This is a genomic window from Kaistella sp. SH40-3, assembly GCF_030686865.1.
In the GTDB taxonomy this organism is placed as follows: Bacteria; Bacteroidota; Bacteroidia; order Flavobacteriales; family Weeksellaceae; genus Kaistella.
Map to the genome: position 1 here is coordinate 652,984 of NZ_JAQYUS010000001.1, position 19,162 is coordinate 672,145.

Here is a 19,162-nt window from a genome sequence, read left to right on the forward strand (position 1 = left end):
TTATTAAATTCACAAAACAAACATTAAAAATATCAAAATAACAACATTGTTGGATTATTTCTAAATTTTCAAAAATTGAAAAGTGTTAAATGGAAAGGTATTGTCTGCCAGAAAGCGCTTTAATATATCCGAGAATTTCTAATTGTAACAAATCTGGTAAAATTTTATAAGTTGGTGTTTCCAGTTTTTGGGAAATCTCATCTAAGGATAATGGAATCTTTTTATCTAGAATATTAAAAATAGTTTGTTGGTGTTCTGGCAACAGAACTTTTATTTCAGAATCAGGGAAAAGATCACCTGTTTTTTCTACATCATCCCGAAATCCAAGTTGATCAATCAGTGACGAAATGGTGGAGATGATTGCTGCTTTATTTTGATAAATTAGTTGATTGCATCCTTGGCTGTATTTCTCATCAATCCTGCCTGGAAGCGCATAAACTTCTCTGTTGTAATTATTGGCAAAAGTTGCGGTACTGATGGAGCCACCTCCAAAAGCACTTTCCACAACAATAGTTGCAGGTGCTAAACCCGCAATAACTCGGTTCCGCTGTATAAAATTCTCCCGATCTGGCTTTTGAGAAGAATTGAACTCGGTAAATAAAACACCATTGTTCTCTAAAATTTTTTGGGAAAGTTTTCTGTTTTTTGAAGGGTAAAGCGTGTGAAATCCATGGGCTAAAACAGCGATAGTTGTAATGTTGTTTTGAATAGAAATATCGTGAACCTCTGCATCGGCGCCTAGGGCTAATCCACTCACGGTCATGATTTTTTCTTTTTTTACATCATTCAAAAAATCGCGGATAAAATGTTTTCCGTAAGTCGAGAGGTTTCTTGTTCCAACAATACTCACTGCTTTTTTTGAAGAGTTAAATTCTCCTTTTTGATACAAAATAGCGGGGGCATCTTCACATTCATTTAACAGTGTTGGTAAATCTCCAAGATGGCGAAGGTTGATTTTGATATCGTTTTTCTCACAAAATGAAATCTCCTTTTCGGCGAATTTTAAGTGTTCAGAATTTCCTATTTCGACTGCTATTTTTTTACCAATACCGAATATGTTTTGTAAACCTGATTTCGAAAGATCCCAAACTTCTTTTGCTGAGCCCACTTCGCCCACCAATTTTCGAAAAACTAAATCTCCGATTAAGGGGCAGTGCCGCAGTGCAATAGCGTAAAGGTTTTCTTCGGAACGCATAAAGAAGTTTTATCAAAAGTATCAAAAATTATTCATTTTTACGAAGTTCATCTAAGCGTTCCCACACATTTTCTTTCTTTTTATAAGGAAGTTCCAGAAAATCTTCAGGATGGTTTTCTTTGTATTCTTGCCATAGTTTGTCATCTTTTTCGCTGTAATAGTTCGGAAATTCCCAAATGTATTTTATTTTTTTTTCTCCTGATTTTCGAAAAAGAAAGGCCATTAAAATCCCAATAATTGCGCCTGATAAATGGGATTGCCAAGATATTCTGCTAGGTTCTGCGAGATTTGAAAATAATTCTTCGGGTAGAACTCCCCAGATTAAACTTCCGTAATAGAGTGCGACAACCAATGAAACGGTTAAGAATTTCATGTTCCACCGAAATACTCCACTGAAAAAAAGAAAAAATGCAAGTACATAGACGATTCCACTTGCACCGATAATACAAACTTGACTATACTCTCCAGTGAAAATATCGATTGGGGGTAAAAGCCAAACCAAAAAACCAGTAAGAATCCAGCCAAGAAGAAAAACTGTTTTGGCGATAAAAGGATAAAATTGAAAAAGCAGGAACATTAAAACAAAAATCGGAACTGAATTGCCAAAAATATGTTCTAAACTCCCGTGTAGAAAAGGAGAAAGAAAAATTCCTTTTAAACCATAAGGACTCAGTGGAATAATTGCGCCTGAGCAACCGCTAAACCAACCTATGTGTTGTAATAAAAAACCCAGCCACATCATTGCAACCATTATGGCTGCGTATTTTACTGCATCGAGGTTTAAGTGTTTTCTGAACATGGTTGTTTTTTAAACAAAAGAGCATCCAAAATAAATAATGAGTAATTATGGCTAAATCTTTATATAAAAGTAATTAAAATCAGACAAAAAGTGCGAAAACAAAACAAAACAAGTTTTATACATTATTTGTTTGTCTTAAATTTGCACTCTATGAGAAATTTGAGTGTTTTTATTGCTGCGTTTATTTCAATTGGTGTTTTTGCTCAAAAAGACAAGAATGTTTTGTCACAAATCGATTCCATATCTCAATCGAGGTGGAATAGTAATGTGCTGGATTTAGATAGTTTGGCCAATCCAAAGTTTGAGAAATTCGAAGTTCGTTTTAAAGATATCATCATTGTTCCAGAGGAGGTTAGCGTGGTAAAATCAGAGGAGGAAATTCCGGTAACTCCTTATAATTTAGTTCGATTAAAGGGTCCGATGAGATGGTTTTATTATGGTCAGAATAATTTGGTTTTTAATCAATCTTCTTTCTCAAACTGGAATTCTGGAGGGAATAACAACATTGGTGTGATCGGGAAAGTTAATTATAATATTAGTTATAAAAACAGGCGACATTTTTTAGATAATAATATTCAGTTGGGTTATGGCTTTGTTTCTTCTCAAGGAGAGTCCTCCCGTAAAACCGAAGATTACATCAATATCATGACCAATTACGGATATGATATTGGGCGAAACTTCTTTTTATCAACAGGATTTCAATTTCTATCCCAATTTTCTGCAGGATATAATTATACTGAAACGCCAAGTCCTTCCTTTGACGATCGAATTTCAAGATTTATGTCGCCGGGTTATGTTTACGCTGGGGTTGGTATTTTGTACAATCCAAGCGAGAATTTTCAGGTTATTTTTAGACCAGTCAATGGGAAATTTACTTTTGTAACAGATCCTTATTTACAAAAGGCGGGTAGGTATGGGTTAGAAAAAGATGGTCAGTCAGTACGTGCAGAACTCGGTGCTTTGGTTAATATTCTTTATCGAATCAATCTTTATAAAGATATTAATTTGGTAAACCAGGTAAATTTTTTCAGCAATTACATTAATCATATTGAAAGAGTTGATATTGCGTACAACGGAACGCTTAACATTAAATTCAATAAATTTATTACCACCGTTATTAGTTTAGATTTGCTTTACGATCATGATCAAATGCAGAAATTACAACTTAAACAGACATTAGGAGTTGGCTTCTCTTATAATCTTGGATTTGAATTTAAAGAAAAGAATAAAAAAATGATTAAACCGTTTGTAGCTAGTTAAATTCGTAGCAAATGATTTTCATTAAAGATTAGAAAATACCGTTTCTTTTGGAGCGGTATTTTCTTTAAATGCTTCTTGTATTAGTTAATGTATCATAGCGGTTTCTTAAACATTCCAAAACTCCCGGTCTAAACTCCGGTATTGGATTGCTTCTGAAATATGTGCAGAATTTAGCGCTTCTGTTTCTTCTAAATCGGCGATGGTACGGGAAACTTTTAATATTCTATCGTATGCTCTTGCAGAAAGATTCAGTTTTTCCATGGCGGTTTTAATGAGTGTTTGTGAATCCTGGTCTAATTCGCAGAATTTTTCAATTTCACGTGGACCCATTTGTGCGTTGTAATGAATCTCTGAATCCTTGAATCGAGTGCTCTGAATTTCCCGTGCGATTAAAACCCGACGCCTGATGTCGTCGCTTTTTTCGCCTTTCCTTTTGTCCGCAAGTTGTTCAAATTCTACTTTTTGTACCTCGATGTGAATATCGATACGGTCGAGTAGTGGCCCCGAAAGTTTATTCATATACCGTTGCATTTCAAACTGAGACGAAGTGTTATTGGGGTCATCGGGGAAAAAACCGCTTGGACTGGGATTCATACTTGCTACCAACATAAAACTCGCTGGATAATTCACCGTAAATTTCGCTCGGGAAATCGTGACTTCCCGATCTTCTAAAGGTTGGCGCATTACTTCAAGAACCGTTCTTTTAAACTCGGGCATTTCGTCCAGAAATAAAACACCATTATGTGCTAGCGAAATTTCACCTGGTTGAGGGTAGCTCCCGCCGCCGACGAGTGCGACATCCGAAATAGTGTGGTGCGGGCTGCGAAAGGGGCGAACCGTCATTAAAGAAGTTTCAGTTCCAATCTTTCCTGCGACAGAATGTATTTTTGTTGTTTCTAAGGCTTCTTTCAACGTTAATGGCGGCAAGATGGTCGGAACCCTTTTTGCAAGCATCGTTTTTCCGCTTCCTGGCGGGCCAATGAGAATAATATTGTGTCCGCCTGCTGCAGCAACTTCCATCGCACGTTTAGCAGTTTCCTGACCTTTCACTTCGGAAAAATCATTTGGGAAATGATGAATTTTTTCCTGAAATTCTTTGCGGATATCAATCGTAGTTCGCTCCAGTGGAATACCTTCATTAAAAAAATCCACGACTTCTTTAATATTATCAACGCCGTAAACTTCTAATTCGCTCACGATTGCGGCTTCTCGAATATTTAATTTTGGTAAGATGATTCCCTTAAATCCTTCTTCTTTTGCTTTAATGGCGATTGGCAAAACTCCTTTAATAGGCAATAATCCGCCATCCAAAGACAATTCACCCATAATAATGTATTTGCTGATATCCTCGGCGTTAATCTGCTCGGAAGCCGCCAAGATTCCCAAAGCGATGCTTAAGTCATAAGCAGAACCTTCTTTTCGCAAATCTGCCGGAGCCATGTTAATTGTGATTTTCTTGCCCGGAATTTTAAAACCGATGTTTTTTAAGGCTGCTGATATTCGGTAACTGCTTTCTTTAATCGCATTATCTGGAAGGCCGACTAAGTGATATCCCACGCCGCCCGTATCTACATTAACTTCTATGGTGATGGTTTGCGCAGAAACTCCGAAGATGGCGCTGCCGTAAATTTTTATTAACATGGTTTGTGTTTTGAGATTAAAATTAGCAAATTAATCTCAATCTTCTGAAAAATAATTAGTTCGGGTTTTTGAATGGGAAAAAAGAAGAAGGTTTATAACCAAAAAACTCCTCAATTTCTTGAGGAGTTCGTGGGCGGTACTGGGTTCGAACCAGCGACCTCTGCGATGTCAACGCAACACTCTGAACCAACTGAGCTAACCGCCCTAAATTAAGAAAAACCTCAGCATAAACTGAGGTTTCTTGGGTGGGCCCTGAGGGATTCGAACCCCCGACCCTCTCGGTGTAAACGAGATGCTCTGAACCAACTGAGCTAAGAGCCCGATACCATTTTTGATGTTTCAAATTTTGGTTTTGCAAATATACAATTTTTTTTTAATTACACTAATTTTTTTAAATTTTGTGCACGGTCTTATACAACTGTCTTAAAAATAAAAAAAACCTCAGAATAAACTGAGGTTTCTTGGGTGGGCCCTGAGGGATTCGAACCCCCGACCCTCTCGGTGTAAACGAGATGCTCTGAACCAACTGAGCTAAGAGCCCGATACCATTTTTGATGTTTCAAATTTTGGTTCGGCAAATGTACAGAAAATTTCTAATGTCGCAAATTTTTTTCTAAAAATTCTCCGACTACAAAGTTGCTTCCGCCAATAAAAATCATTTCTTCTTTTTTAAGTTGTTGTTTTGCAAAAAGATAGGCTTCTTGTATCGTATCAAAAATTTTATAATTTATTTTCGATTTTTTTAATAATTCTTCATAATCCTTTGGTTGTCGGCCTCGATTGTTGGATGGTTTTGCAAAATAAAAGGTTGAATTGGTTGGAAGAATCTGTAAAACTTCATCAATGTTCTTCTCTGCTACGAATCCTAAAACAATATGTTTGACTCTTTTAATGGAGTTGAGCTGTGCAAATACCAATTCTAACCCTGCTTGATTATGTGCGGTATCGCAAATAATTAGTGGATCTTGCGAAAACTCGAACCAGCGACCGATGAAATTGGTACTTTTATGAACCTGTAAAAGTCCTGCTTCAATATCTCTTTCTGAAATTTCAATTCCTAAGTTTTGTAGTTCTTTAATGATCGCCAAAACAACTTTAATATTCTTTTGCTGATAATTTCCTTTTAGATCAGATTTTATATTTGTCTCAATTAATGTAGCATCAATAAATTCTGAATTTTGTTCGGTTGCTTTTTCTTTAATGATCTTCAAAACAAGGGCATCTTCAGTTCCCGAAATAATGGGAATACTAGGTTTGATAATTCCGGCTTTTTCGCGGGTAATTTCTTCAATCGTGTTTCCTAAAAGATCCTGGTGATCCAAAGCGACATTAGTAATCGCTGAAATAAGCGGAGTGATGATATTAGTGGAATCTAATCTGCCCCCCAAACCAACTTCGATAATGGCATAATCTACTTTCTTTTGGAAGAAATATTCAAAAGCCATAATAGTGGTAAATTCGAAAAAAGAAGGCGTTATTTCTTTGGGTAAATTTCTTAGTTTTTGAATGAAATGATAAACGAATTCTTTGTCACAATTCTCTCCATTGATTTTTATTCTTTCTGTAAAATCGATGAGGTGTGGGGAATTGTAGAGTCCAGTCTTGTAACCGGCTTCTTGTAAAACAGAAGAGAGCATATTACTGGTAGAACCCTTTCCGTTGGTTCCGCCAATGTGAATTATTTTAAGTTTCTCTTGAGGATTACCAAAGAGTTTGCAGAGTTTTATAATGTTTTCCAAACCAGGTTTGTAAGCCTTTTTTCCATCGGTTTGGTAACTTGGTATTTGTACGAAAAGCCAGTCTATCGCTTCTTGGTATTGCTGATTTGTCATGGTGCAAAAGTCCTGAAAGTTTTTAATATCTAAATAAAATTCTTATCGTAAAGTCGAAAAGATTTTATCTGCAAATGTACCTTTTTGGTCTTTGCTAGATTAGAAAATAAAGTTCAAATAAATAGAATGAACTCCTCTTTTGCAGATTCGCAAATTATTTTTGCTTTGCAGATGGTTTTGATTTGCCGGTACTGCGACCAACCTGAGGATGTTATTTTTGCTTTCTTTATTTGAATCATCGAACCATTCGATAGGTTAATGTCAAACTCTTTTTACAAAATAAATGATAGTTGAAATGTTGCTCTTAATTTTAAATAAATCGAGAAAGATAGGCGGATAAATCGTTCCAAAAATTTTAAAAAGTAATACTGTAAGTTCCTGTAGAGGAGGTGTTCGCTTTTTCTGCTTTCACGTATTTTTTTACCCAACTCAAAGAAGTCGAGACCATACATGGATCGGAATTACCGCCTGAACGCCTTGCGGAAATTACATTACCGGCTTTATCTACCGTATAAGCGATATTAATGGTGCCACTCGCCGAACAATTATGCGCCGGTTGCGCGCCGCCACGTCCCATGGTTCCGGGGATAAAGCCAACTAATTTTCTGTCGATGCCAACTTTGCTGTCGCCATTTCCATCCCCACCTAAAGGATCACCGGCATTGCCAGTTGTTCCAGTAGTTCCCTGAGTTCCGGTTTTGGTACCACGACCTTTCAAAAGATTCCCAACTGCTGCAGTTCCTTTGCCATCGCCAGTTCCAGTGTTGGAGTTAGGAGTGGTCGCTTTGGCAGGGCTTGCCTTGGCTGGAGTTGTTTTCGGAGTTGCAGATTTGGTCGGCGTTTTAGGTGCTGTCTTTTCTAATTTTTCTGCTTTCGGTGCAGTTATTTTTGGATTATTCCCAGTGATGATTTTTTCTTTCACCACAGGCTTTACTATTTCTTTTACGGGTTCAGGCTTTGCTTCGGGAACGGTCTCCTGAACAGGTTCTGTAACTTCTGAATTAGCGGCTAAACTTCCGTCTTGATTAGCGGGTTCTTCAATTTCTGCACCGTCTCTGTTGTCACCAAAATTAACAAGCATGGTTGTAACTTGCTCTGGTTTTTCGGTGATTTTGGTAAACTTATAAAAGAATATGCCCAAGAATAACAATAGCGAAATAAGGAACGTAATAATTACGCTTCTTCTTCGGTCTTTCTCTTCGTTCTTTTTATGTTGAATGGTATAATGCATTTTTACGGAATTCTTTATAAAGAATTAATCGTTCTATTTTTCTTGAGTGGTTGCAATTGCTAAATTATAATGATGATTTTCTGCAATTCCCATCACGAAAACAACATCTTTATGTTTGGTGTTTTCATCGGCTCTGATGGTGAATGAAGGTTTTTCTTCATCTTTCAAGGTCGAAACCAAATACTCTTCTAATTGTTCTTTCGGGATTTCCTTATCGTTTACAAAATACTTGCCGTCTTCTTTAATCGTTACCACCGATGGATCCTGAACGCTTGGGTTCTTGGTATCTGCTGTTGGTAATTTTACTTCAATTGAACTTTGGCTTATAGCAGAACTGGTAATCATAAAGAAAATCAACAACAGGAAAATAATATCTGTCATCGACGCCATGCTGAACTCGGCGTTGACTCTGTTTTTTCTTTTCAATTCCATATTATAGTGGGGTATTTAAGGTATCCAAAAAGTCATTGACATGGGTTTGAATTTTTAAAACCAAACGGTCTACATTGGTTACCAAAATATTATAGAAAAAATAAGCGGGGATTCCGATAAACAAACCGACCGCAGTTGTTGCCATCGCGGTATAAATTCCAGATGCTAACAATTTTGGACTTACCGCACCGGTTACATTTGAGATTTCGAAAAACGCCATAATCATTCCGACAACCGTTCCTAAGAATCCTAACATTGGTGCTGCTCCTGAAGCAGATGCTAATATGTTTAAATTTTTCTCCAGTTTGGAAACTTCTAACTGACCTTGATTTTGCATTGCATTTGAAATGTCAGAAATCGGTCTGCCGATTCGGGCTAAACCTTTTTCAATCATTCTTGCTTCTGGCGAATCAATGGTTTTGCAATAGTCAATCGCTGTGGTGATTTTACCTTCCTGAACGAAATCTTTAATGTTTTCTAAAAAATTAGGAGTTTGTTTTGAAGCCCTTTTGATGAAAAAATATCTTTCTAAAAAGATGTAAAGTGCCAAAATTCCTAAAAGAAAAATAGCAATCATAATTATGTTTCCGACGAGTCCGCCGCCAAAAAGGATTTCCCAAAGTGAAAAAACGTGCGTTTCTGTAGTGGTATTGATGATTTGCGTTGGAGTTTGTAAAAACATATTTTTGTTTTGATTTTTAGATTGAACGTCAAAAATACCTTAATATTACAGATTTTAAGGTAATTATTTAAATTTTGCAATAAATAAATAGAATTAGTCTTCGTCTACGATAATTTCGTCTTGCTTAAAATTACATTTTAACTTAAACGGAATTGGCTCTTCAGAACCCGTGTAGAAATCAGTGATATTCCCTTCCCAGAACAGTTCTAATTCACCAGAAGCATCATTTTTGAAAACGAGTTTGCTGTCTGTAAGAAAAACATCTTCATCGTCAAAGAGATCTACGCCAGTGAAATTGTCTGCGTCTTCACCATTAATTTCGAAAGTTTTGCCTACCAATTCAGCATCCTCAATCGGCATATCGAAAACATTTATCGAAATCTGAGGGAAATGATATTGCAAAGAATCATCATCTACATGATCCAAGGAATCATCGGTGATGATTTCTACTTCTAAAAAATGTTGAGTATTGCTGTAAACAGCTTTGCAATAAGTATTCTGGATGTGGTATTTTAGGGTTTCATCCGGATGATAGATTTTTAAAATCCCTTTCATTTCTATTAGGAAAAATTGTGTTATGTATTCAGCGAAACTGATAGAACAAAGATAAAAAATAGATTGATTGCGCAAAATTATTTATCACTAATTTAAATCCTGTATAAATAGTGATCGAACTTTAATTCTTAATCGTTATACTTTAAACAAAAAAAATTAATTTAGCATCTTTAAAATTATAATAATGAAAAACTTACTATACGCTTCTATCCTCGGATTTGGAATTGCTGCTGGTTTTACGAGTTGTAAAAAATCGGACTCTCCATTAACCAAAGTTACACCGATTGAAGTTGATTCTATTGCGGCTGATTACTACGAGAACTATTTGAAACTTTATCCTTTGGAAGCTACTTCCCAAGGAGATTTGCGTTATAATGATCAGTTGCCGATAAATATTGATAAAGATTTTATTTCGGGCGAAATCTCATTTTATAATTCGGTTCAAAATCAATTAAAGAAACTGGATTATAAATCCTTGAACGATGATGATAAAACGGTATATGATGTTTTAGATTATACTTTGAAAGATAAAATTGAGCGATATGCGTATCACCCGGAATATATTCCTTTTACTCAGTTTGGTGGTTTGCCCCTTGATTTTCCATTGTTGGGAAGCGGGGAGGGAAGTCAACCTTTTAAAACAGAAAAAGATTATGAAGATTGGTTGAAGAGAATGGAGAAGTTTCCAGAATGGATGGATACTGCAGAAGGAAATTTCCGGGAAGGAATAAAGAACAGTTTTGTCTTGCCGAAGAAATTGGTAGCGAAAATGATTCCTCAAATGAAGGCAGAAGAATTAACAAGTTCTGATTTCGATACCAATATTTTTTATGGTCCGGTTAAAAATTTTCCTAAAAGTTTTAGCAATGCACAAAAACAAAAACTGACCGCTGCTTACAAAGAGGTTGTTTCTAAAAAAATTGTTCCGGCTTATACCAAAATGGGAACTTTTCTGGAAAATGAATATTTACCGAAAGCAAGAAATAGCGATGGAATTAATGCGTTACCAAAAGGAAATGAGATTTATGCTTACTACGCAAAAAGTTGGACAACAACGACTAAAACTCCGGAGGAGATTAATAAAATCGGTTTAGAACAGGTTGCAATGCTTCGGGCAGAAATGGAGAAAGTAAAACAGCAACTTGGTTTTACCGGAACGCTAGAAGAGTTTATTACTCACGTACAGTCTGATCCCAAAGCGATGCCTTATAAAACGGAGAAGGAAGTGATTGCTGGATTTAATGGGATTTTGAACAAAATAAAACCAAAATTAAGTTCCATGTTTGGGGTAACTCCGATCACTCCTTTTGAAATTCGGCAAACCGAAAAATTTAGGGAAGCAACCGCAAGTGCCGAATACATTCAGGGAACTCCGGACGGAAAACGACCGGGAATTTTCTACATTCCAATTCCCGATCCTGCGAAATTTAATGTGACTTCTGGCATGGAATCGCTATTTCTGCATGAGGCAATTCCGGGACATCATTACCAGGTTTCGTTGCAGCAGGAAAACACCAAACTTCCTAAATTTATGCGCTTTGGCTGGTTCGGAGCTTATGGCGAAGGTTGGGCGCATTATTGTGAAACTCTAGGTCCAGAGTTTGGTTTGTACACGGATCCTTATCAGCAAATGGGTTATTTGAGCGATCAAATGCTGCGAGCTGTTCGACTAGTTATTGATACAGGTTTGCATACCGGGACTATGAATCGCGAAGAAGCCATTAAATATTTCTTAAGCAATATTTCCTACGATGAAGCAAGTGCAACTGCCGAAATAGAGCGATATATGGCAATGCCTGGACAAGCGCTCGGTTATAAAATCGGATCTTTGAAAATCCGTGAACTGCGCGATAGATATACGAAAGAATTAGGCAGCAAATTTAGTTTGGCGAAATTTCACGATGAGGTTTTAAATCAGGGTTGTTTGCCATTAGATGTTCTCGACCGTAAAATGGAAAACTGGGCAAAAAAGCAGTAAAAATTTTAGTGATAACAATGAATAATCCGTTGAACTATTTAACGGATTTGTTATTTTCTGTAATATTAATTAGTAATGATTATCTTTTAAATAGAATGTCATAATAAAGGAGATTCTTTTAAATGGTTATTCGCGATATTTAAAATATTAAAAAAGAACTATTAAAAAAGTATTTTTACAAGTCAGATTTTGATCATTTATGGATGCCAACTTTGATAACATTTGCTTGCACCTTTAAAGTATTTTGCTTACACATGGTTATAATGTTGAAACCATTGGGAATCGTTCCGATTATCAGCAGAAACTGCAAAACATGAAACCTATCTTAATCATTACCGATATGTTGAGGTCTGGCTTTGATGGTCGAACTTTAACAAAAGACCTAAAAGTAATCCTGAAACGGCCAATATAAAAGTAATGCTAATGTCTGCCCATCCTGATGCTGCGGAGATTTGCAGAGAAATTGGTGCCGATGATTTTCTCGCTAAACCTTTTGAGATCAATGAATTGGTCAATAAAGTTGAAACTCTTCTACAATAAATACAAAATGAGGAAATTTATTCAAACAACATTTTTGTGATAAAATCATTCTCTTTATTTCCTCTTGCAGGCGAATATTCTCTGCCGTAGAAAATAATCTGAAGATGCAATTTGTTCCATGTTTCTTTAGGGAACAGTTTCTTGGCGTCTTTTTCAGTTTCAACTACATTTTTTCCAGAGGTTAATTTCCACTGCGTCATCAATCGATGAATATGCGTATCTACAGGAAAAGCAGGAAACCCGAAACCTTGACTCATCACCACAGAAGCCGTTTTGTGACCAACTCCCGGAAGCGCTTCCAGTTCTTCAAAAGTTTGGGGAACAATGCCGTTATGTCTTTCTACAAGGAGTTCTGACATTCTTTTAAGGTTTTTCGCTTTCGTATTTGCTAAGCCGATTTCTTTAATTAAATATTTAATTTCGTCAACTTCCAGTTCTTTCATTTTAAAAGGAGTGCCAGCAACTTCGAAAAGTTTAGGCGTGATCTGATTCACTTTTTTATCCGTAGTTTGCGCGGAAAGTGCAACGGCAACCAGTAAAGTAAACGGATCTTTATGGTCGAGCGGAATCGGGACTGCAGGATATAATTTTTCGAGTTCTGTCATTACGATTTCTGCTCTTTGCTTTTTAGTCATTTTAATTCTAAATTTGAACAAAAATAAACAATATGTTGAACGTAGGCGATCAATTACCAGAATTTGAAAGTGTAAATCAAGATGGTGAAACGGTAAAGTCATCTGATTTTTCCGGAAAGAAACTCGTAGTTTTCTTTTATCCAAAAGCAAATACTCCAGGCTGTACTGCAGAAGCGTGTGACCTGAATGATAATATTTCACTTCTAAAAAATGAAGGTTATCAACTATTAGGAATTTCTGCTGACTCCGTTTCTGCCCAAAAGAAATTCCATGAAAAGTTCGGATTTCAATATCCATTAATCGCTGATGAATCCAAAGAAATATTAGAAAAATTCGGCGTTTGGCAATTGAAAAAATTTATGGGAAAAGAATACATGGGAATCGTTCGTACGACTTTTATCTTTGATGAAAACGGAGTTTGTACTCGTGTAATCGATAAGGTGAAAACCAAAGAGGCTGCGAAACAAATTCTGAAAGGCTCGTAAAAGACAAAAATATATTGCCACGAATTCACGAATAATTTCATTCGTGCATTCGTGGCAATTTTTATAAAAATCTTTTCGTCTTTGAGTGAAAAAAAATTCGCCTTTGCGTGAAACCAAAACCTAACCCAGCATTCGTTGGGCTTTTTTCACCCCTTCCGCCAAAACATCTATTTCTTCAAAAGTATTATAAACCGCAAAACTCGCACGAACTGTTCCGGCGATATTAAAGAAATTCATAATCGGTTGCGTACAGTGATGGCCGGTTCTCACAGCGATTCCGAGTTTATCGAGAATCATCCCGACATCAGAAGCAATCCCGATTCCTTCGAGGTTGAAAGAAACAACGCCCGTTCTATTTGCTTTTTCGCCGTAAATTCTTAAACCTTCAATTTCTAATAATTTTTTCTGAGCATAATCCAGCAAAGCATTTTCGTGAGACTGAATGTTTTCCTGACCAATTTTTTCCATGAAATCAATGGCGACACCCAAAGCGATATTTCCACCAACATTCGGCGTTCCGGCTTCGAATTTAAATGGCAAATCTGCGTAAGTTGTTTCTTCAAAAGAACAGGTCGCAATCATTTCGCCGCCACCATGAAAAGGCTGAAGTTTTCTAAGGATTTCTTCTTTGCCATAAAGAATTCCCGTTCCCATTGGAGCGTACATTTTATGTCCGGAGAACACAAAGAAATCACAGTCCATTTTCTGAACATCAATTTTGAAATGCGGAACCGATTGAGCGCCATCAATCACAATCATTGCGTTTGAATTTGCTCTGGTTTTTGCAATAATTTCTTCTACAGGATTGATCACTCCCAAAGCATTTGAAACCTGATTAAGAGAAACAATCTTCGTTCTTTCACTTAAATTTTGATCTAAAAAATCGAGTTGAAGAATTCCGTTTTCGTCCATCGGAATTACTTTCAATTTTGCGCCGGTTCTTTCACACAACATTTGCCACGGAACGATATTCGAATGATGTTCGAGATAAGAAATAATAATCTCGTCATCTTTTTTAATCAAATTCGTTACTGCATAGGCGATGAGGTTGATTCCTTCCGTCGTTCCTTTGGTAAAAATAACTTCAAAATCATTTTTAGCATTAAGAAATTTCTGGATTTTTCTCCGCGAAACTTCCATTTCTTCAGTCGCTAATTGACTCAAAGTGTGGATTCCACGATGAACATTAGCATTAATGGTAGAGTAGTATTTTTCCCAACTTTCAATAACTGAAATTGGTTTCTGAGAAGTAGCGCCGTTATCGAGATAAACCAAAGGTTTACCATTAACGGTTTGCGTAAGAATAGGAAACTGACTGCGAATATTTTGGATGTCGAACATGTTGCTTATTTAGAATGCTTCAAATTTACGGAATTTTAAATTGAATATTCTTTATTAGATTTGAGATTTAAAGACCAGAGATTAGAGACAAAAATATTTGAAATATATTTTGCCGCATTTTTTATTTAACCACAAAAGACACAAAAGAATGATGGTGTGAAAGTTATTCAAAAGATCAAAAAAGAGGATTCTGAAATCCCTCTTTTCTCATCGTAGCGCCATTGCGACCGGAATTATTTATCGCATAAATCAGGATAAAAATCTTTGCGCCATTGCGTTAAAATATTTCAATCTTTAATCAAAATTTTTCACCACTTCATTCACGTACATCGCAACTTGTACAGGTCTTCCTTTCTCATCGAAAGTTTCCCTTTTATCCATTCCTGTACGAACAATAACCATTTGTTTTTCTGGAATTACGATTATCAACTGACCATATAATCCGCGGAAATAATAATGTTTTATCGCTGCATCCTCATTAATCCAAAGTCCCTGTCCATAAGCGCCTTGCGATAATTTTGTCGGCGTTCTCATTTCATTAATAAATTGCGGGTTAAGGATTTGTTGTCCATTAAATTCACCATCATTTAAAAACAACTGACCGAATTTCGCAAAATCCCTTGCGGTAGAATTGATGCAGCAAAAAGTTTTTTCCATGCCGAAATCGTCGGTGTTCCATTCTGCGTTTTGCTCCATTCCGAGCGGTTGCCAAAATGTTTCTGAACAATATTGTGCAATTGTTTTATTGAGTGACTTTCTCAAGGCGAAACCTAAAAGTTGTGTTGAGCCAGACTGATACTCGAATTTTGTTCCGGGTTTTTCTTTAAAGCCACGCAGGAAAACTGCTTCTTCCAAAGACTTTCCGTAATAGGCTTTTGCGTTGGGGAGAAAAGGATTATTGTAATCTTCGTTCCAGTTTAAACCGGCTTCCATTTCCGCTAAATTTGCCAGAGTTAGATATTTTCCGAATTCTACATTATTGTAATTCTGAAAGAAATCGGCGAATTTTTCATCGATGCTTTTGATCTTTTTCTCTTCAATGGCTTTACCTACAAGCATTACAGTAATTGCCTTTGCCATCGAAAAAGAATTGGTTTTGGATTCTTGATTATAAGCATCCCAATATTGTTCATGGACTAATTTGCCATTTTTAATAATGAGAAAAGAAGCCGTTTTTGATTGCTTTAAATCTTCGACTAGAGTTTTAGTTAATTGCTTTTTATTGTACAATGAATCTTTCACCCACGGAATTGTTTTTCCTTTTGCAATCGTATGAGACTTGAAATAAGTTCCATCATCGATGCTGGAGCCAGTTTCTCCCCTCAGATAAGTTTCACGAATTCCTTTGAATAAATAATCATATCCGAAAGTGTAAGCCAATGCGATTAATGCTGCGATCGCAACTAATATTCCTTTCAATGTTTTTTCTAGCATGCAAAAAATGTTTAAGACAAATTTAGGATTATAAATGGAAATGTGTTAAAATAAAAAAAGTTCCAAATTTCTCCGGAACTTTTCAGTAATAATATTTTTTCGCAACCTTAAATTTTAGAAAGTAGATTTCTGAAATTCGTTTTCTCAGCAATAATTCTTCTTAAATCCGCAACAGCAACTCTTTCCTGTTTCATCGTATCTCTATCTCTTAAAGTCACGGTGTTATCGGTTAAAGATTCGTGGTCAATCGTAATACAGAAAGGGGTTCCAATCGCATCCTGTCGTCTGTAACGTTTTCCGATGCTGTCTTTATCTTCATAAATCATGTTGAAATCATATTTCAAATCATTGAAGATTTTCTCCCCGTATTCGCCTAAACCATCTTTTTTCATCAATGGTAAAATCGCTGCTTTTACTGGCGCCAAAGCAGGTGGAAGAGAAAGAACTGTTCTTTCTGAACCGTCTTCTAAAACTTCATCTTTCAAACAGTTAGAGAAAATTGCCAAAAACAAACGGTCTAAACCAACCGAAGTTTCTACGACATAAGGAACATAATTTTCATTTCTTTCAGAATCAAAATATTGCAATTTACGTCCTGAATGTTTTTCGTGTGCACTTAAATCGAAATCAGTTCTGGAGTGAATTCCTTCCAGTTCTTTAAATCCGAATGGGAATTTAAATTCAATATCAGCCGCAGCATTTGCGTAATGTGCTAATTTTTCGTGATCGTGGAATTTATAATTTTCAGCACCTAAACCTAAAGCCAAATGCCAGTTTAAACGTTTCTCTTTCCAAGTTTCATAAAAACCTAATTCAGTTCCCGGAGGTACAAAATATTGCATTTCCATTTGTTCAAATTCACGCATTCTGAAAATAAACTGTCTTGCAACAATCTCATTTCTAAAGGCTTTCCCAATTTGAGCAATTCCAAAAGGTAATTTATGACGGGATGTTTTCTGAACATTTAAAAAGTTCACAAAAATACCCTGCGCCGTTTCCGGTCTCAAATATAAATCGGTTGCAGTGTCCGCAGACGCACCTAATTTCGTTCCGAACATTAAGTTGAATTGTCGAACATCTGTCCAGTTTTTAGAACCGGTATCAGGATCCGCAATTTCCAACTCTTCAATCAGCGACTTCATATCGGCAAGATCTTCTTTTTCAAGAGATTGCGCCATTCTCGAAAGAATCGTTTTCTGTTTTTCTCTATATTCTAAAACACGTGGATTTGTGTTTTCAAATTCGTTTTTATCGAAAGCCTCACCAAATCTTTTGGCGGCTTTATCAATTTCTTTTTGTGCTTTATCTTCTAATTTCGCACAATAATCTTCTAATAAAACATCGGCTCTGAAACGTTTCTTCGAATCTTTATTATCAATCAACGGATCATTAAAAGCATCAACGTGACCAGACGCTTTCCAAATAGTGGGATGCATAAAAATCGCGGTATCAATTCCCACAATATTGTCATTCATCTGCACCATTGCTTTCCACCAATACTGCTTGATATTATTTTTCAGTTCTACACCATTTTGTCCATAATCGTAAATCGCCGAAAGACCGTCATAAATTTCACTTGAAGGAAAAATAAAACCATATTCTTTCGCATGCGAAATCAATTTTTTGAAAACATCTTCTTGTTTAGCCATCGTTTTAGAATTTATGCAAAAATAGGGAATTTTATTCAAATTTTTAGGAGCCGGGAACCTGCTTGGAGTTAGCCTGAACTTGTTGAAGGGCTGTATCTTTTACTATGCTGCGCAAAACAATATCGCTGCAATCAGGGTTATTGATGATTTGGATTTTTAAAGAAGATCGTTAACAATAAATTGAATGTATGTTTTTATTTAAAGACTTTGTCTAACTCTTTCGCTCCTAGAAATTGAACGTGAAGATTTTTCTTTATCTTTGCAAACTACAAAATTTCAGAAATGTCAAAGTCCCTTATCCCGAAACTCGAAGCCATTAAACAGCGCTACAACGAAGTTGCAGACCTTATTATACAGCCAGATATTATTTCTGACCAAAAAAAATATTCTACTTTAAATAAGGAATACAGTGACTTGGGGAAAATTGTTGCGGTTTTTGATAAATACAAACAAGCTTTGACCACCATTGAAGAATCCGACGAAATTATCGCAGACGGTTCTGACAAAGAGTTTGTAGAAATGGCAAAAGCCGAAAAAAATGAAGCTTTGGGTAAACTCCCAGGACTGGAAGAGGAATTAAAAGTGCTTCTTATTCCAAAAGATCCTGCCGATGATAAAAACGTAATTGTCGAATTAAGAGCAGGAACTGGTGGTGATGAAGCAGCAATTTTTGTTGAAGATGTCTACAGGGCTTACGCAATGTATTTCAAATCAAAAGGTTGGAAACACGAAATAACCGATTTCAGCGAAGCTTCAAAGGGATATAAGGAGTTGATTTTGAGAGTGGAAGGGAGTGATGGTATTTATGGAATCATGAAGTTCGAATCTGGAGTGCATCGTGTTCAAAGGGTTCCTGAAACAGAATCTCAAGGCAGAGTTCATACCTCAGCAATTACAGTTGCCGTTTTGCCCGAAGCGGAAGAAGTGGATTTTGAATTAAATCCAGCCGACATTGAAATGCAAACTTCAAGATCTGGAGGTGCGGGTGGACAAAACGTAAATAAAGTAGAAACGAAAGTACAGTTAACTCATAAACCTTCCGGAATGGTGGTTGTTTGTCAGCAAGCGCGGTCGCAGTTGGCTAACCGAGAATTAGCGATGGAAATGCTTCGTACCAAATTATACGATATCGAATTGCAAAAAGCAGTTGGCGATGTCGCAGCCCAAAGAAAATCAATGGTTTCAACAGGAGACCGTTCAGCAAAAATTAAAACATATAACTATTCACAAGGAAGAGTTACCGATCACAGAATCAACAAATCAATGTACAACCTTGATGCGTACATGAATGGCGATTTGCAGGAGATGATTGATGCCGTAATTATGGCGGAGAATGCGGAGAAAATGAAAGGGGAAGAAGATAATTATTAAACTAATCCTTAAGGGATTTAAAATTAGCGCTGGTTTCAATACTATAAAAACACTTTCAGATTTTTCTGAAAGTGTTTTGTTTTTTGAGTCAAAATTATTTTG

Annotated in this window: 16 protein-coding genes and 3 tRNA genes; 4 read left to right on the forward strand and 15 right to left on the reverse strand. The window is 36.3% G+C overall.

Annotated elements, in window-relative coordinates:
- Positions 1 to 85 precede the first annotated feature (85 nt).
- Together dprA and PUH65_RS03005 are read right to left on the reverse strand one after the other, a co-directional pair.
- The gene (dprA, locus tag PUH65_RS03000) at positions 86 to 1,195 is read right to left on the reverse strand and encodes a DNA-processing protein DprA (RefSeq protein WP_305518400.1); all 1,110 of its coding nucleotides are present in this window, start codon (positions 1,193 to 1,195) and stop codon (positions 86 to 88) included.
- A gap of 28 nt (positions 1,196 to 1,223) precedes the next feature.
- A complete protein-coding gene (locus PUH65_RS03005; RefSeq protein WP_305518401.1) occupies positions 1,224 to 1,994 on the reverse strand; it encodes a rhomboid family intramembrane serine protease in 771 nt (256 codons plus the stop codon).
- A gap of 150 nt (positions 1,995 to 2,144) precedes the next feature.
- On the opposite strand from PUH65_RS03005, the gene PUH65_RS03010 reads away from it, so the two are divergent.
- A complete protein-coding gene (locus tag PUH65_RS03010) occupies positions 2,145 to 3,254 on the forward strand; it encodes a DUF3078 domain-containing protein (protein ID WP_305518402.1) in 1,110 nt (369 codons plus the stop codon).
- A gap of 105 nt (positions 3,255 to 3,359) precedes the next feature.
- Here PUH65_RS03010 and PUH65_RS03015 read toward each other — a convergent pair whose 3' ends face one another.
- The 9 genes from PUH65_RS03015 to PUH65_RS03055 all read right to left on the reverse strand — a co-directional run bounded on the left by PUH65_RS03015 (position 3,360) and on the right by PUH65_RS03055 (position 9,627).
- Entirely contained in the window at positions 3,360 to 4,895 is a 1,536-nt protein-coding gene (locus PUH65_RS03015; protein ID WP_305518403.1) for a YifB family Mg chelatase-like AAA ATPase, read from the reverse strand.
- Positions 4,896 to 5,025: 130 nt separating this feature from the next.
- Positions 5,026 to 5,100: transfer RNA gene (locus PUH65_RS03020), tRNA-Val, on the reverse strand.
- 41 nt (positions 5,101 to 5,141) lie between these two features.
- Positions 5,142 to 5,216: transfer RNA gene (locus PUH65_RS03025), tRNA-Val, on the reverse strand.
- Positions 5,217 to 5,361: 145 nt separating this feature from the next.
- Positions 5,362 to 5,436: transfer RNA gene (locus PUH65_RS03030), tRNA-Val, on the reverse strand.
- Between the two features lie 52 nt (positions 5,437 to 5,488).
- On the reverse strand, positions 5,489 to 6,727 hold the full coding sequence (locus PUH65_RS03035; protein WP_305520437.1) for a folylpolyglutamate synthase/dihydrofolate synthase family protein: 1,239 nt from the start codon (positions 6,725 to 6,727) through the stop codon (positions 5,489 to 5,491).
- A gap of 355 nt (positions 6,728 to 7,082) precedes the next feature.
- Positions 7,083 to 7,958: a ferric siderophore ABC transporter substrate-binding protein gene (locus tag PUH65_RS03040; protein WP_305520436.1), complete on the reverse strand. Its 876-nt coding sequence runs from the start codon at positions 7,956 to 7,958 to the stop codon at positions 7,083 to 7,085.
- A 33-nt stretch (positions 7,959 to 7,991) separates the two neighbouring features.
- On the reverse strand, positions 7,992 to 8,390 hold the full coding sequence (locus tag PUH65_RS03045) for a biopolymer transporter ExbD (RefSeq protein WP_305520435.1): 399 nt from the start codon (positions 8,388 to 8,390) through the stop codon (positions 7,992 to 7,994).
- Position 8,391: 1 nt separating this feature from the next.
- A complete protein-coding gene (locus PUH65_RS03050) occupies positions 8,392 to 9,072 on the reverse strand; it encodes a MotA/TolQ/ExbB proton channel family protein (RefSeq protein ID WP_305520434.1) in 681 nt (226 codons plus the stop codon).
- A 93-nt stretch (positions 9,073 to 9,165) separates the two neighbouring features.
- A complete protein-coding gene (locus PUH65_RS03055) occupies positions 9,166 to 9,627 on the reverse strand; it encodes a hypothetical protein (RefSeq protein WP_305520433.1) in 462 nt (153 codons plus the stop codon).
- A 184-nt stretch (positions 9,628 to 9,811) separates the two neighbouring features.
- Here PUH65_RS03055 and PUH65_RS03060 point away from each other — a divergent pair, with 184 nt between their 5' ends.
- Positions 9,812 to 11,605 carry a DUF885 family protein gene (locus PUH65_RS03060; protein WP_305520432.1) on the forward strand — a complete coding sequence of 598 codons (1,794 nt, stop codon included), beginning with the start codon at positions 9,812 to 9,814 and terminating at the stop codon, positions 11,603 to 11,605.
- A 557-nt stretch (positions 11,606 to 12,162) separates the two neighbouring features.
- Here PUH65_RS03060 and nth read toward each other — a convergent pair.
- The gene (gene nth, locus PUH65_RS03065; protein ID WP_305520431.1) at positions 12,163 to 12,780 is read right to left on the reverse strand and encodes an endonuclease III; all 618 of its coding nucleotides are present in this window, start codon (positions 12,778 to 12,780) and stop codon (positions 12,163 to 12,165) included.
- A gap of 32 nt (positions 12,781 to 12,812) precedes the next feature.
- On the opposite strand from nth, the gene bcp reads away from it, so the two are divergent.
- Positions 12,813 to 13,265, forward strand: a complete 453-nt coding sequence (bcp, locus tag PUH65_RS03070) for a thioredoxin-dependent thiol peroxidase (RefSeq protein ID WP_305520430.1) — start codon at positions 12,813 to 12,815, stop codon at positions 13,263 to 13,265.
- Between the two features lie 120 nt (positions 13,266 to 13,385).
- Here bcp and PUH65_RS03075 read toward each other — a convergent pair whose 3' ends face one another.
- From PUH65_RS03075 to PUH65_RS03085, 3 genes are all read right to left on the reverse strand, one after another.
- Positions 13,386 to 14,606, reverse strand: a complete 1,221-nt coding sequence (locus PUH65_RS03075) for an aminotransferase class V-fold PLP-dependent enzyme (protein WP_305520429.1) — start codon at positions 14,604 to 14,606, stop codon at positions 13,386 to 13,388.
- Between the two features lie 294 nt (positions 14,607 to 14,900).
- Positions 14,901 to 16,040: a serine hydrolase gene (locus tag PUH65_RS03080; RefSeq protein ID WP_305520428.1), complete on the reverse strand. Its 1,140-nt coding sequence runs from the start codon at positions 16,038 to 16,040 to the stop codon at positions 14,901 to 14,903.
- A gap of 107 nt (positions 16,041 to 16,147) precedes the next feature.
- The gene (locus PUH65_RS03085; RefSeq protein ID WP_305520427.1) at positions 16,148 to 17,689 is read right to left on the reverse strand and encodes a glycine--tRNA ligase; all 1,542 of its coding nucleotides are present in this window, start codon (positions 17,687 to 17,689) and stop codon (positions 16,148 to 16,150) included.
- A 282-nt stretch (positions 17,690 to 17,971) separates the two neighbouring features.
- Here PUH65_RS03085 and prfA point away from each other — a divergent pair, with 282 nt between their 5' ends.
- Complete coding sequence (prfA, locus tag PUH65_RS03090; RefSeq protein WP_305520426.1) at positions 17,972 to 19,060, forward strand: peptide chain release factor 1; 1,089 nt, start codon at positions 17,972 to 17,974, stop codon at positions 19,058 to 19,060.
- Positions 19,061 to 19,162: the final 102 nt, after the last annotated feature.

Coding starts and splice junctions, on each gene's coding strand:
- dprA (WP_305518400.1), bottom strand. CDS start 1,195: ATGCGTTCCGAAGAAAACCTTTACGCTATTGCACTGCGGCACTGCCCC.
- PUH65_RS03005 (WP_305518401.1), bottom strand. CDS start 1,994: ATGTTCAGAAAACACTTAAACCTCGATGCAGTAAAATACGCAGCCATA.
- PUH65_RS03010 (WP_305518402.1), top strand. CDS start 2,145: ATGAGAAATTTGAGTGTTTTTATTGCTGCGTTTATTTCAATTGGTGTT.
- PUH65_RS03015 (WP_305518403.1), bottom strand. CDS start 4,895: ATGTTAATAAAAATTTACGGCAGCGCCATCTTCGGAGTTTCTGCGCAA.
- PUH65_RS03035 (WP_305520437.1), bottom strand. CDS start 6,727: ATGACAAATCAGCAATACCAAGAAGCGATAGACTGGCTTTTCGTACAA.
- PUH65_RS03040 (WP_305520436.1), bottom strand. CDS start 7,958: ATGCATTATACCATTCAACATAAAAAGAACGAAGAGAAAGACCGAAGA.
- PUH65_RS03045 (WP_305520435.1), bottom strand. CDS start 8,390: ATGGAATTGAAAAGAAAAAACAGAGTCAACGCCGAGTTCAGCATGGCG.
- PUH65_RS03050 (WP_305520434.1), bottom strand. CDS start 9,072: ATGTTTTTACAAACTCCAACGCAAATCATCAATACCACTACAGAAACG.
- PUH65_RS03055 (WP_305520433.1), bottom strand. CDS start 9,627: ATGAAAGGGATTTTAAAAATCTATCATCCGGATGAAACCCTAAAATAC.
- PUH65_RS03060 (WP_305520432.1), top strand. CDS start 9,812: ATGAAAAACTTACTATACGCTTCTATCCTCGGATTTGGAATTGCTGCT.
- nth (WP_305520431.1), bottom strand. CDS start 12,780: ATGACTAAAAAGCAAAGAGCAGAAATCGTAATGACAGAACTCGAAAAA.
- bcp (WP_305520430.1), top strand. CDS start 12,813: ATGTTGAACGTAGGCGATCAATTACCAGAATTTGAAAGTGTAAATCAA.
- PUH65_RS03075 (WP_305520429.1), bottom strand. CDS start 14,606: ATGTTCGACATCCAAAATATTCGCAGTCAGTTTCCTATTCTTACGCAA.
- PUH65_RS03080 (WP_305520428.1), bottom strand. CDS start 16,040: ATGCTAGAAAAAACATTGAAAGGAATATTAGTTGCGATCGCAGCATTA.
- PUH65_RS03085 (WP_305520427.1), bottom strand. CDS start 17,689: ATGGCTAAACAAGAAGATGTTTTCAAAAAATTGATTTCGCATGCGAAA.
- prfA (WP_305520426.1), top strand. CDS start 17,972: ATGTCAAAGTCCCTTATCCCGAAACTCGAAGCCATTAAACAGCGCTAC.